A 12,660-nucleotide genomic window follows, 5' to 3' on the forward strand; every position below is an offset into this window, starting at 1 on the left:
CGATCGTCTCCACCGTCGCCGCGATCACGTTGGACACGATGAGCACGCACATGAAGGCGTCGAAGACCTGGCTCGTCGTGTCTTCAGGCGCACCGAGCTCGAGGATCTCGAAGAGGCGTCGTCTGACGGTCTGCCGCTCTCTCACCATCCAGCCAGGCTAGGGGTATGGAGACCCGCCGCAACGGGGGGGCGCCCCCCGGCCCGACCAGTCCCGTCGGCCGCTAGTATCGAGCTTCATGCTCCGCAACCTGGGTCTCCTCCTGCTCTCGACTCTCGCCAGCCTCCTCGGGGTCGAAGTTGCGGCACGCCTGGAGTGGATTCCGCTGCCGGACAGGGTCTCGACCGACGCCTCGTGGGAGGAGCGGTGGCACCGGTATCGCCGGGGCCTGAACCCGCGATTCTTCATCGAGCTCGACGCGGACCTGGGTCATATCCCAGCGGCCAACCTGGACCGCATCGACAACAAGGGCTCCACTGTCAGCACGAATGCCGCCCACATGCGCGGCCGTCGCGAGTACTCCCTCGCCCGCACCGAGGCCGCCCGGGTCGTCGCCATCGGCGACTCCTTCACGTTCGGCCAGTGCGTAGACGACGACGAGACCTTTCCCCACGCGATCGAGGAGAGCCTCGCCAACACCGAGGCGCTGAACCTCGGCGTGGTGGGATACGGCCAGGGACAGGCCCTCTTGCGCCTGCGCCGCGATGGATTCCCCTATCAGCCGGATGCCGTCGTGTTCGGCTTCCACGCCACGGACATGAAGCGCAATCTGCTGGGCTTCCGAAGCTACGGAAAGCCGCGTCTGCGCCTCGAGGGCGGCCGCCTCGAGGTCGAGAACGTGCCGGTGCCGTCGCCGGAAGCCTATGTCCGCTGGTGGCGGTCGCGTGCGTGGAACTTCGTGCGCATCTACAGAGCCTCCCGCGAGGATCCCGAGGCACTGCGCCTCCGGACCCGTGAGCTGAGCCTGGCGATCGTCCGCCAGATGGCCGTCGAGAGCCGTGCGCGGGGTGCTGTGTTCACGGTCGTGCACTTGCCTTACAAAAACGCGCTCCGCTCGGAGGGCCGATTCGGTTGGCCTTTCATGGACGTCGTGTGTGCCGAGGCCGAGAGGGCCGGCGGATCCTGCGTATCGACCGTGCCGCGCCTCCGCGAGATCGTCCGCGAGACCGGGGAGCTCGACCGGCATTTCGCCTGCCACTACTCGCCGGAAATATTCCGGGCCGTGGGGGAGCTGATTGCGGAGGAGCTGGTGCGTGTGCTCCCCCAGCGATTCGTGCTGCGCGACTGAGCGCCAGCCCGGGCGAAACGCAGCGGCGCGGTGGCCGCATCGAGTTCCGTGGTCTCCTGGTACTGGCCGTCGCTTCCGTGCGGCACCTACTGACGCGGTAACTTCCACATGTTCCCCTCCGGCAATCTGGTGTGCCGATTGGTGTGCCAACCAGACCACACGCACCGAAGCACAGCAGAACACAGCGACACTTAGCCAAACAACGCTCTCAGCAATGGCATTCAAGAGGTCAGGGGTTCGACTCCCCTCAGCTCCACCAGGGATTTCGCGGGGTTGGCTGGCAACAGCTGACCCCGCTTTTCGTTGGATGAGCCAGCCGATTACTCGAAATCGAGCCTATGGGCGTTCCGGATCTTGTCCGTCTCACCCTGCCCGACGCCCGCCTCCGCAGCGAACGCCTCCCATTGGCCCACGGCGCTGACGACCTCGTCGAGCATCGCGTCCGACCGCCCGCGCATCAGCTGCGCTGCCTTCGCACAGGCGCGGAAATCCTCCCGCACGAACCCGTCGCGCTTTCCGTTGATCGACATCTGATGTTGCGCGGTCCACTTCCCGGTGCGGTTGTAGCTGTAGGTGACATCGAAGGCGGGAGACAGATGCCACTCGCCGGATTTCTCCATCAAGAAGGCGATGTTCTTCACGTGATCGTCCTGGTTTCGGCCGACCACATTGAACAGCATCCGATGGAACTGCTCCTCGACCGCGGCCGTTCCCATGCCGAGCTTGCGGATCGCGGCGAAGGCCTGCTCGTAGGAATGGGCGCCGGCTGCGTTGAAATCCAGGTGGGCCAACGCACCGAGCGATTGCATGTGGCGTTTCTTTCCGTCGTCGTCCCGGTCGAAGCGCTTCGTCATGAAGTGCCGACGGCCGCCCTCTTCCATCAATCGGCATGGATGCATGCGGATGCCTGCTTCCGCTGCCATCAGGGAGTAGGCGTACTCGATCGCACCGTATCCCTCTGGATCCTCCAGCTCCTTGTCCTTGTTTCCGCTCACACCGTCGAATTTGATCAGCCACTGTTCGAAGCCGCTGCTCGCATCGAGCTGACCCGATCGAACCTCCCCCGTAGCCTGGTTCCATGCGATCACGGCTTTCGCTCTGGCCCCGCCAGCCGAGGTTCCGACGTGGAGGATGTCGGCCAGGGTGCCGTGCCTCTCGTCCACCGCGAGGGAGCCGCGGAGTTGGCCGCGCTGCGAGAGGATGTCGGAAGCCAGCCCGACGAGCTGATCGATGCGGATCTCGTCGCTTGCCATGCGATCCGGGCCTGTGGAAGGCACGAACTCGAGGGCGCCCATTCCCCGGGATCCCGTGTAGCAGAGTCGCTCTACCGGATTGAGGCTCCCCGGCGGCCTGCCTTGCGTTGCGAGCCATGCGTCGATCAGCAGGTTGCCGAAGCGATCCGGCAGGGAATCGGCCAGGAGCCCAGGCAAGCCGTGGAAGGTTTCGTGCGCCAGGGATGGAAACGAGTAGATCTGGTTCGAGAGGGGCATGCTGATCGGTGACACTTCGACCCTGCTGCCTGCGAATTCCGGGGCGTACTGAAACGCAGCGTCGACCTCCCCATCCTCCAAGGAGACGGCACCGATGCTGCGGCCCCATAGGCGGACTTCTGCGACCGAGGTCATGCGTCCTCTCCCCAGGACCAGTCAACTTTCTCGCGGACTTCGGATCTGGGTGAGGAGGCACGCTTGCGCTGCTTGCCTTGGAGGCGAAGCAGTTCGATCGGGCTTGCGCGCGGCTTGGGTACGAGAACATCCAATGCGTCGAGCAGATCGAGCGTGCGCAAGAGCCGGATGAAGCTGGATAGCTGGGCTCCGGCTCCGTTCTCGATGCGAGAGATCGTCTGCATGGAGAGCCCGGCCTCGGTGGCCGCCTGGGATTGTGTCAGCCCGGCGGAGACCCGCTGCCGGGCGAGGCGCTTGCCGATCTCTTCGAGAACGGCGGCGTCGGTCAGGGATTGTTGGATCTTCATGAGTACTCAAATCTGGTAGTTAGACGGCTGCAATGCTCTCTACTAGCCTGATTTGAGTATATCGCTTCGTTTCTTGCTCAACTATACAAAAATGTCGCTTTGATATCGAAAACTCCATTAAATCATCAAACTTGTATAGTTCCATTGATCCATGTTTACCCCTCGGGGATTCCGGCTCAGACCTGGACGACCGATGGGGCGCCTTCCTCGGAATCCTGCATGAAGCGGCAGATGCGGCCGGACGAAAGCAGGTTCGCGTAGGGGCGCTCGGACATCATGCGAAACTAGCGGGGACGTTCCTTGCGAACTTGCGTTTCTTGGGTTGCGGGGGGACCCCGCAACCCAAGAAACGCAAGTTCGCAAGGAACGTCCCCGCTAGTTTCGCAGCAGAAGCTCCAGGGTCGGTGAGAGTTCGCGGAGCTCCAGGCCGACGCTTCCGTGTCCGAGGCCTGTCAGGCTTCGTGATGCCGGCCGACGATGGACGACAGAGCAACGCCAGACCATGGTGGAGTTGCCTTCGAGCACGACCCGGATCTGTTCACCCGGCGGCAAGGCCGCCTCCGTGGACAGACTCATCCCTGAACGGGAGAGATCCCCAAGCGCCCCGGGCATCTGCTTGCCTCGCCAATGAACCTGGACCGGAAGGCCACACGGCTGGCGTCGGGCGGTTCGTCGCTCGAGCACCTCCGGCCATCCCTCTCGCTCGGGCTCGCCGAAATCCAGATCACGGGGGTTCCCAGCCATGGCATGCCTCCACTCCCCATCGCGCAGCATCGGGGGAGGCTTGTGAGTGCCATCAGGTCTCGGGCAGGTGACGGGGGCAGCGCGGTTTCGCTCAGGCTTCGTGTCTGGCGCCAGGATTTGCGCTGAAAACACCCGAGCCAGGGCGACGTTCTCGAGGTCGATTCACGTCTTTTGGCGCACGTCCCGTGCGTTCGGGGAGGAGAAACGCCGACCTGAAAGAATCTCTTGAAAAAGAAGGGCCGGCTCTTGCCAGAAACGACTTCCGTGCTATCATTCCAACACCACATCGCGAAACGAAGCCCGCTCTCCGGCGGGCTTTTCCTATTCTGGGGCTGTTCGCAGTATCTTCGCCTGCCAACCCGATCCGTGGCGGCGGCTACAATGGGATCCCCGCGGGGCCAAGCTTGTGAGCCCTGCCCGAGGAGAAACCCGTTGACGGACCCGGCCCCGCCTCGAACGCTCGGCGTCGTCGAGGCCATCACGGCAGTCCGAGACCAGTGCCCTCATGCCCGTGTGCGCCAGCATGCCCGCCAGGCCTTGGAAGCGGTTGGAACCGGTGGAGCCGACGCCTTCCGCGAACAGGCCTTCCTGGTCCTGGCCACCCTGGCCGGATGGCGGGGCGAACGCGCCGACCAGGTGAAGCGCTCGCTGGAGCAATTCATCGAATCGACCGGCGAATAGTTACTCTCCCGGCAACCGTAGGAGGCTCCGTTGGTCACGATTGGCATGAACTACTTCGTCCTGCCCGGCAAGGAAAAGATCTTCGAGGGCGCCTGCGCGAACGTGTTAGGCGCGTTGCGGAATGCTTCTGGCCACGACGAATCAAAGATCTTCCGCAACGTCGAGGCCGGCGAGCCCGAATACCTGATCGTCTCACGATGGAGCGACGAGAAGGACTTCCAGGAGTTCTGCAGCTCGGATGCCTTCCGAAAGGTGACGAACTGGGGGAAAGAGAACATTCTCTCCGGTCGCCCCAGCCACACCACCTACGGCAACAGCTGAGCGGAGGGCGAAGCCGCGCGCGTCGATCTCGCCGCTGGCCGGGTTGAACTTGCCGTCACGGAACTGGCCCTTGCGCCGCTCGTAGGCGCTCCTCTCGCCGGCCGTGGTGCGGCGCCAAGCCCCTTCGGCGGAGCACTCGGTGCTTCGCGTCATCGCCGCTTCCAGGATCAACGGCTCGCTGAGGATCCATCCTACGAGGTAGAGCGGGCGCTGGAAGCCGAGCTTCAGCACCAGGGCTGGACGGTCCAGTTGCGTGGGCGCGCAGACGGAGTTCAGGGCCTGAGCCAGGGCCCGGCGACCCCCATCGTCGTCGAAGAAGTGAAGACCGGGATCGGCAAGCTCGATCCCTCCCAAAAGCGCGCGGAAGCCTATGCGCTCCAGGCCGCGACCTACGCGTGGATGATCGCATGCACCACCGACCGCACCGTGGAGGCGCGAATCCTGTGGTGGGCGCTCGATCAGCCGGCTCCGACGTCGATCCCGATTCCTTGGAGCCCGGAGGAAACCGAGGCGCGGATTCGGGGCCGCCTGGATGTGCTCTTCGAGGAAATCCAGGCCACGGCGAAGCGCCACGCCAGCCAGAGAGAAGCCGCTGCGAGGCTGCGTCTTCCCCATCGCCAGTGGCGACCCGCCCAGCAAGAAATCTCGAGCGCCGTCGAACGAGCCGTCGATACGGGCGAGCATCTCTTGCTGCAAGCCCCTACCGGCTCCGGAAAGACCGGCGCCAGCTTGCTTCCGGTCGCGCGCGCAGCCCTCTTGCAGAACAGGCGTGTCTTCTTCCTGACGGGCCGCCGCACCCAGCAACGCTTGCCCCTGCATACCCTCGCCCGGATCGCTCCAGCCGGGCTTCCCTTCGCCGTCCAACTACGTGCCAAGCGCGATCTCTGCGCGACGGGCATCGCGTGGTGCCACGAATCCGCCTGCGACCTGGCCGCCGACCCGGGCCCGCGCGGGGATCGTGTGCTGGCCGAACTACGCGACGAGGGTGTGCTCGACGGTGCGCGGGTATTCGCCCAGGGCGCGGAAGAGAACGTCTGCCCCTACGCCCTCTCTCATACGCTGGGAGAGCAGTTGCCGTTCAACGTGGCCGACGTTCACCACCTGATCCACCCGAATCCCTTGCGCGGCAGAGCCGGCGAAGACGTCTTCGAGGGCGCGATCGTCGTCGTAGACGAGGTACACAACCTGTTGGAACGCGCCCGGGAAGCCGGTAGCGCCAACCTCGACGCCGGCCTGGTGCGCGGCGCGATCGAGCGCGCTGCGCTCGGGAGCGATCCCCACCACCGAGCCCAACGAGATCTGGCAGAGCAGACACTCGCCGTGTTGGAGGCCACCGCCAGCGAAGCGGGAATTGCGGGGCTTGGCGACGAGCCCCTCTGGGTGCCCCACGCACTTCCGCTCGGGGAACTGGCCGAGCTGGCGGAAGCCTTCGAGCCTCTCGTCGTGGAGAGCTTGATCCGGGGCGGGGCCGCTCCGGAGGCCGGGCCCGAGCCGTTCAACGAATTGGCGTTCGCTGTGGCGCGGCTCGCCGACGATCGCTGGGCAACCGCTAGCAGCCATGCGCCCCTGGTGGGTTGGGTTGGCGGCGAGCCGGTTCTGCGACGGCTCGAACTCGATCCCTCGTCGAGGCTTCGACGACGTTTCGCGGGGCTGCATGCCTTGATCGGGCTATCGGCCACGCTCGAACCCGTGGCGCTTCACCGCGAGGGCCTGGGCCTCGACCCGGATCGCACGAGCGTCGTGCACGTTCGTACGCCCGGCGCCGGCGATCGCCAGCGGGTCGTGATCGACCCTGGCGTCGACACCACCTATAAAGCGCGAACCCGACAGATGCCGAGCATCGCACGGCGCCTGGTTGCGTTCGCCGAACAGGTTCCGGGCAACACGCTCGCAGTCCTCCCGAGCCACGAGTTCCTGGAGAAGATTCGCAATGCCCTGCCCTCCTACTCCGGTTGGCTGGAAGCGCAATCTCGTCAGGATGGCGAGGCGGAACGCTCGGCGAGGCTCGCCGTGCTGGGGGAGCGCCGGGACGTTCTGCTCCTGGCCGTCGCCGGCGGCCTCTACACGGAGGGTGTCGACTATCCAGGCGAGCTGCTCCACGCCGTGGCCGTCGTGGGGCCCTGTTTGCCACCGCCAACCCTCGAGCGGAGGCTGCTCGCCGAGCATCTGGAAGAACGCCTCGGAGACGGACGGGACGCGGCGTTTGCGGTGCCCGGCATGACCCGGGCCATCCAGGCGGTGGGGCGGTTGCTGCGAACACCGGAAGATCGCGGCGTCGTTCTGTTGTTAGGCCGACGCTTTCTCCGCGAACCCTACCGGAGCCTGCTGCCCGAGGCGTGGCTGGATGGCGCCGAGCCCGAAGCCCTGGTCGCGGATCCGCCGGAGGCAGCGCACGCGTTCTTCTCCAGTCAGCCGGGTTCTACCTCGTAACGCCGGACATGGAATCCGCCCTGGCCGTCAGCCCTCGCCGCCCGGCTCACGAAGGATCGGCTCCAGGATCTGCCAGACGGTTTCGGCCACGATCTGGTGGCCCTCGGCCGTTGGATGGATGCCGTCCGGTTGGTTCAAATCCGGAACCGCAACCACCCCTTCGAGCAGGAAGGGGATCAAGCGGGCATCGTTCCGGCTCGCCAGCGCGGGAAAGCTGGCTTCGAAGCCGCTGCTGTACGCCTCACCCAGATTGGGCGCGGCGCGCATCCCCGCGACCACCAGCCGGATCTCCGGGTGGGCTTCCCGGGTGCGGTCCACGATCGTCTGGAGATTCTCGCGCATGCTGGCGACGTCCAGACCGCGGAGCATGTCATTCGCTCCGAGTTCGAGGACCAGGACATCGACGGCCTGCCGCAACAGCCAATCGAGCCGGCGCAGGCCGCCCGCCGAGGTATCTCCGCTCACGCCACCGTTGATCACGCGATACGGCAAACCCGCCGCCAGGATACGCTCCTGGATGCGGGCCGGGAACGCCTCGCTTTGGGCAACGCCGCTGCCTGCGGTGAGGCTCGTGCCCAGGAACAACACGATACGTGGCGCGTTCTCCGCCAAAGCAAGCGTCGTGGCCTCGGACCCTGCCGAGCCAGCCCCTCGGGAGGTCTCGACATTTCCGGCTCCGCAGGCCATCAGGCATGCAAGCAAGGCGATCCACCAGTATCGTTGCCGCCGCGCCCGATCTGAAACGAACATCCCGATGATCCTCGCCAGGAATCTCAGCCAGCGCTACCCGCGCTCGGACGGATCGGCCCCGCTGACGGTGCTCGACGCAGTCGATCTGCACATCCGGGAGGGCGAGGTCGTCGTGATCCTCGGTCCCTCGGGCAGCGGGAAGACCACCCTGCTGGGCCTGCTCGCCGGGCTGGATCTTCCGACGGAGGGGCAGGTCGCGCTCCACGGTGTGGATCAAGGCGAGCTCAGTGAGGATGACCGGGCCAGCTTTCGGGCCGAGAACGTGGGCTTCGTGTTCCAGGATTTCCAGCTGATCCCCACGCTGACCGCCCGCGAGAACGTGCAGGTGCCGCTCGAGTTGCTGCCGAAGGAGCGGGCGCCGAGCGCGAGCGAAGCGGGCCGGCGCGCAGACGCCCTGCTGGAGAGGGTCGGACTCGGCGACCGACGAGACCACTTTCCCAGCCAGCTCTCTGGCGGTGAGCAGCAGCGCGTTGGCCTGGCGAGGGCCTTCGCCGCAGAGCCGCGCATCCTCTTCGCGGACGAGCCTACCGGCAACCTCGATCGGAAGACCGGCGAGCGCATCGCCAACCTCCTCTTCGAATTGAATCAGGAGGCCGGCACCACCCTGGTCATCGTCACCCATGATATGTCCCTGGCCGAGCGCGCTGGGAAAATCGTGCACATCGATTCCGGACGCTTGCAGGATGACGGGGCTTGAACCGGCAGTTCGTTTCGGCCATGGCGCGGCGAGAGCTGCGCGGCTCGGGGCGCCGCCTCGCCCTCTACGGCTCCTGCATGGCGCTTGGCATTGCCGCCCTGGTCGCGCTGACGGGGCTACGCGGCGGGATCAGCGAAGCCGTGGCCTCGAGGGCCCGGGCCTTGATGGGCGCCGACCTGATGCTGCGCTCCCAGGCGCCCCTCAGCCCGGCCATCCACGAGCAGATCACGGCCCTGACGGGAGGCGATGAAGCAGACGTGGCTCACGTCACGAGCTTCGCCTCGATGGCGCTCGCCGAGACCTCCCAGCGCAGCCGCCTCGTCCACGTCCAGGCCGTCGAGGCGGGCTTCCCCTTCTACGGAAAGGTGATCACCGAGCCGACGGAGCGCTGGTCGGCGCTCGGCGAAGGTGCTTTCGCCATCGTCGATCCCGCGGTGCTCATTCAGCTCGACACGAAAGTCGGCGAGCAGCTTCGCGTGGGTCGCGCGAGCTTCACGATCCGCGCGAAAGTGCTGAAGGCACCGGGCACGTTCGGACTGCGAGCCTCGGTCGCGCCGCGGGTCTTCATCCCGGCGGCGCAGCTCGATGCCACCGGCCTGGTGCGGCAAGGCTCGATGGTCGAGTACCTGGGCTACCTCCGCAGCGCGGTCGACCTCGATGCATGGCGCGAAGCTCACGAGCCCCTGCTACGCGCCGAACGTACGACCGCGCGCACGGTGAGCGGCTTCCAGGAAGGGCTCTCCGAGAGCCTGGCCACGCTCACCCGCTACCTCGGGCTGGTCGGACTCACGGCGCTGCTGCTCGGTGGGATCGGCGTGGCGGCAGGCATCCGCGTCTTCGTGCAGGAAAAGCTCGACACCGCTTCCGTGCTGCGCGCCCTGGGCGCGCGTTCGGGCGACGTCATCGCCGTCTACATGGCCCAGGCTGCGGCGTTGGGCGTGGCCGGCGGCCTGCTGGGGGTCGCGACGGGCTACGCGGTGCAGGCGGCCCTTCCGGGAATCCTTGCTTCATTCATCCCCGTCGAATTGACGTTTCGTCCGGACCCGGCTGTCGGGGTCATCGGCTTTTGCCTGGGTCTCGGCGTCACGATGGTGTTTGCGGCGTGGCCACTTCTCGATCTACGGGATGTTCCGCCGTTGCGCGCATTGCGTCGGGACGTCGAGCCAGCGACCCGTACGAAGCGCCACCTCGGGGTGCCCGCCGTCATCGGTGCTGCTCTTCTTGGTGCCACTCTCTGGCAGGCGCCAAGCTCGTTGGTCGGCCTGGCCCACGCGGCTGGCATCGGTGCTGCGCTTCTGGTTCTCACCGGAGCGGCGACAGGGCTGACCCGCTTGTTGAAGACGCGGGTCCCACAATCCGCGCCGTACTGGCTCCGGCAGGGCATTGCGAACCTGTTTCGGCCTCGAAACCAGACGCTTGCAACCACCCTGACCGTCGGCTTCGGCCTGTTCCTGGTCGCCAGCGTGCAGCTCCTCCAGAGCAACCTCCTGCTCGATCTGGAGGACGACGCCGGGCCGGATCGTGCGAACATGGTTCTCTTCGACGTGCAACGCGACCAACAAGACGCCGTGGTTTCCGTGCTCGAGGAACATGACGCACGCGTGGACAACCGCACGCCCATGGTGCCTGCCCGGATCGTGGCTCTCGGCGGCAAGCAGACCAGGACGATGCTGATCGCGGCCGGCGAGACGCCTGCTGAAGAAGAGGAAGAACGCAGCCTGCGCTGGGCCCTTCGCCGTGACTACCGGCTGACCTACAGAGCCGACCTGCGAGACACAGAGCACATCGTCGCGGGCACCTGGTGGAATGCAGAACCGCAAGACGAGGGGCCGTCCCCGGTCTCACTCGAGCGTGAGCTTGCGGAGACGCTAGGCATCGAGGTCGGCGATTCGATCACGTGGGACATCCAAGGCGTACCCATCGAGAGCGTCGTCACCAACCTGCGAGAAGTGGATTGGGCGCGCTTCGCGACCAACTTCTTCGTGGTGTTTCCCCCGGGCCCCCTGGACGAGGCGCCTCAGAGCATCGTGCTGGTCGGACACCTGAAAGGAGAAGAAGCCCGCGCCACGCTCCAACGAGATCTGGTTGGTGCGTTCCCCAACATCTCGGTGCTGGACGCCACACTGCTGCTGCGTGCTGTCGCGACGGTCGTCCGCCAGGTGAGTCTGGCCGTACGCTTCATGGCGGTCTTCACCCTCGCCACAGGCCTCATCGTTCTGCTGGCGGCGGCCAGCACGGCCCGCTTCCAACGCATTCGAGAGGCGCTACTCCTGCGCACGCTGGGTTGCCGCGCCGCCACCCTGCGCCGGATCTTCACGACCGAATCCCTGGCGCTCGGAGTGCTTTCGGCCAGCGTGGGCCTCGGGCTCGCAGTCATCGCCGCCTGGGCGCTGGTGCGATTCCTCTTCGAGCAGGCGTTCCATTGGCCGATGGGCGATCTAGCCATCTTGTGGCTGGCGACGGTCGGCCTGACGACCGCCCTGGGCTGGAGCCACGCACGCCCGGCGCTCCAGCGCCCTCCCCTCGCCATGCTTCGCGAAGTCAAAGGCGGATGAATTCGACGCCCGCGGTGCCGGACACCGAAGCACTCGCGCCCCGAGGAGGTCCCGGTCTACTCTGGGCCGAGTGACTTCCCGCGACCCGGATCTCCCGATCATCGATGTCGCGCCTCTCGTGGCCCGGGCCGAAGGACGGTGGGAGGTCGCGGCACGCATCGGTGAGGCCTGCCGAAGCCACGGCTTCTTCTACGCCGTGGGTCACGGCATCGATCCCGGGCTGTGCGAGCGTCTGGAGCGGGAGAGCCGCGCGTTCTTCGAGCACGATCTCGAGACGAAGCTCTCGATTCGCATGGCGCACGGCGGGCGGGCGTGGCGCGGCTACTTCCCGGTGGGCGATGAGCTCACACTCGGGCTGCCAGATCAAAAGGAGGGGTTGTACTTCGGCGAAGAACTCGAGGCGAACCATCCAAAGGTCCTCGCCGGAACACCGCTCCACGGCGCGAACCTCTTCCCCCCTTGCGTACCCGGCCTGCGCGAATGCGTCGGGAGCTACATGCGCGCGATGACGAGCCTCGGCCACCTCCTGATGGAGGGCATTGCGCTTTCGCTCGCTCTACCTGCAGACAGCTTTGCCGCCCATTTCACGGGGGATCCGTTCGTCTTGTTTCGCATCTTCCACTATCCCCCGCTGGCCAGGAAAGACGAGCAGACGCTTTGGAGTGTCGGCGAGCACACGGACTACGGATTGCTGACGATGCTCCAGCAAACCGATGAAGGCGGCCTCGAAGTGAAGACCGGCGACGGCTGGATCCAGGCACCGCCGGTCTCTGACGCCTTCGTCTGCAACATCGGCGACATGCTGGAACGCATGACCGGCGGCCAATACCGTTCGACCCCCCATCGCGTGCGAAACACCAGTGGGCGAAGTCGGCTCTCGTTTCCGTTCTTCTTCGACCCAGGCTTCGATGTGCGGATGCGCCCTCTGGATTCGTTGTCCGCTCCGGAGAACGACGACACGGATCGCTGGGACGGCACCTCGGTGCACGGTTTCGAAGGCACCTACGGCGAGTACCTGCTGGGCAAAGTGGCAAAGGTCTTCCCGGGGCTCGGACGGGATGTGTTGGACGAATCGATGCCCGGGCCCTAGTCCCTTGTATCGACCAAAGGCGGAAGTGTTGTCATGCTAAGCACTGCGTCCCCCGCAGCCAATCGGTTCTCGCCGTGTCGCGGGCCGATTCATGGGGCCCGTATGTCGAAGAAGCGGTATCGGATTGACTTGAC

12 protein-coding genes are annotated in these 12,660 nt (G+C 65.9%); 7 read left to right on the forward strand and 5 right to left on the reverse strand.

Annotated elements, in window-relative coordinates; all coding sequences use genetic code 11:
- Positions 1–148: ion transporter (locus GY937_21980; protein MCP5059382.1), on the reverse strand; the 148-nt coding region annotated here is incomplete at its 3' end.
- An 88-nt stretch (positions 149–236) separates the two neighbouring features.
- Here GY937_21980 and GY937_21985 point away from each other — a divergent pair.
- Entirely contained in the window at positions 237–1,286 is a 1,050-nt protein-coding gene (locus GY937_21985; protein ID MCP5059383.1) for a hypothetical protein, read from the forward strand.
- A 320-nt stretch (positions 1,287–1,606) separates the two neighbouring features.
- On the opposite strand, the gene GY937_21990 is transcribed toward GY937_21985, so the two are convergent.
- The 3 genes from GY937_21990 to GY937_22000 form a co-directional block, all read right to left on the reverse strand.
- Positions 1,607–2,911, reverse strand: coding sequence for a type II toxin-antitoxin system HipA family toxin (locus GY937_21990; GenBank protein ID MCP5059384.1), 1,305 nt, complete (start codon positions 2,909–2,911; stop codon positions 1,607–1,609).
- On the reverse strand, positions 2,908–3,258 hold the full coding sequence (locus GY937_21995; GenBank protein MCP5059385.1) for a helix-turn-helix transcriptional regulator: 351 nt from the start codon (positions 3,256–3,258) through the stop codon (positions 2,908–2,910). Before GY937_21995 ends, GY937_21990 begins: the two co-directional genes overlap by 4 nt.
- A 375-nt stretch (positions 3,259–3,633) precedes the next feature.
- Positions 3,634–4,002: a PilZ domain-containing protein gene (locus GY937_22000; protein MCP5059386.1), complete on the reverse strand. Its 369-nt coding sequence runs from the start codon at positions 4,000–4,002 to the stop codon at positions 3,634–3,636.
- Positions 4,003–4,434: 432 nt separating this feature from the next.
- On the opposite strand from GY937_22000, the gene GY937_22005 reads away from it, so the two are divergent.
- The 3 genes from GY937_22005 to GY937_22015 all read left to right on the forward strand — a co-directional run bounded on the left by GY937_22005 (position 4,435) and on the right by GY937_22015 (position 7,434).
- Entirely contained in the window at positions 4,435–4,683 is a 249-nt protein-coding gene (locus GY937_22005; protein ID MCP5059387.1) for a hypothetical protein, read from the forward strand.
- Positions 4,684–4,713: 30 nt separating this feature from the next.
- Positions 4,714–5,004: an antibiotic biosynthesis monooxygenase gene (locus tag GY937_22010; protein MCP5059388.1), complete on the forward strand. Its 291-nt coding sequence runs from the start codon at positions 4,714–4,716 to the stop codon at positions 5,002–5,004.
- 249 nt (positions 5,005–5,253) lie between these two features.
- The gene (locus GY937_22015) at positions 5,254–7,434 is read left to right on the forward strand and encodes an ATP-dependent DNA helicase (protein ID MCP5059389.1); all 2,181 of its coding nucleotides are present in this window, start codon (positions 5,254–5,256) and stop codon (positions 7,432–7,434) included.
- A 27-nt stretch (positions 7,435–7,461) separates the two neighbouring features.
- On the opposite strand, the gene GY937_22020 is transcribed toward GY937_22015, so the two are convergent.
- Positions 7,462–8,121: an arylesterase gene (locus tag GY937_22020; protein ID MCP5059390.1), complete on the reverse strand. Its 660-nt coding sequence runs from the start codon at positions 8,119–8,121 to the stop codon at positions 7,462–7,464.
- 67 nt (positions 8,122–8,188) lie between these two features.
- Here GY937_22020 and GY937_22025 point away from each other — a divergent pair, with 67 nt between their 5' ends.
- The 3 genes from GY937_22025 to GY937_22035 all read left to right on the forward strand — a co-directional run bounded on the left by GY937_22025 (position 8,189) and on the right by GY937_22035 (position 12,526).
- A complete protein-coding gene (locus GY937_22025) occupies positions 8,189–8,881 on the forward strand; it encodes an ABC transporter ATP-binding protein (GenBank protein MCP5059391.1) in 693 nt (230 codons plus the stop codon).
- A complete protein-coding gene (locus GY937_22030; protein ID MCP5059392.1) occupies positions 8,878–11,436 on the forward strand; it encodes an FtsX-like permease family protein in 2,559 nt (852 codons plus the stop codon). Before GY937_22025 ends, GY937_22030 begins: the two co-directional genes overlap by 4 nt.
- Before the next feature lie 61 nt (positions 11,437–11,497).
- A complete protein-coding gene (locus tag GY937_22035; protein ID MCP5059393.1) occupies positions 11,498–12,526 on the forward strand; it encodes an isopenicillin N synthase family oxygenase in 1,029 nt (342 codons plus the stop codon).
- Positions 12,527–12,660 lie beyond the last annotated feature (134 nt).

The sequence above is a fragment of the bacterium genome (genome assembly GCA_024228115.1).
In the GTDB taxonomy this organism is placed as follows: Bacteria; Myxococcota_A; UBA9160; order UBA9160; family UBA6930.

Excerpts from the sequence above, each read along its gene's own strand:
- GY937_21990 (MCP5059384.1), bottom strand. The coding sequence starts at position 2,911 with ATGACCTCGGTCGCAGAAGTCCGCCTATGGGGCCGCAGCATCGGTGCC.
- GY937_22020 (MCP5059390.1), bottom strand. The coding sequence starts at position 8,121 with ATGGCCTGCGGAGCCGGAAATGTCGAGACCTCCCGAGGGGCTGGCTCG.
- GY937_22025 (MCP5059391.1), top strand. The coding sequence starts at position 8,189 with ATGATCCTCGCCAGGAATCTCAGCCAGCGCTACCCGCGCTCGGACGGA.
- GY937_22000 (MCP5059386.1), bottom strand. The coding sequence starts at position 4,002 with ATGGCTGGGAACCCCCGTGATCTGGATTTCGGCGAGCCCGAGCGAGAG.
- GY937_21995 (MCP5059385.1), bottom strand. The coding sequence starts at position 3,258 with ATGAAGATCCAACAATCCCTGACCGACGCCGCCGTTCTCGAAGAGATC.
- GY937_21985 (MCP5059383.1), top strand. The coding sequence starts at position 237 with ATGCTCCGCAACCTGGGTCTCCTCCTGCTCTCGACTCTCGCCAGCCTC.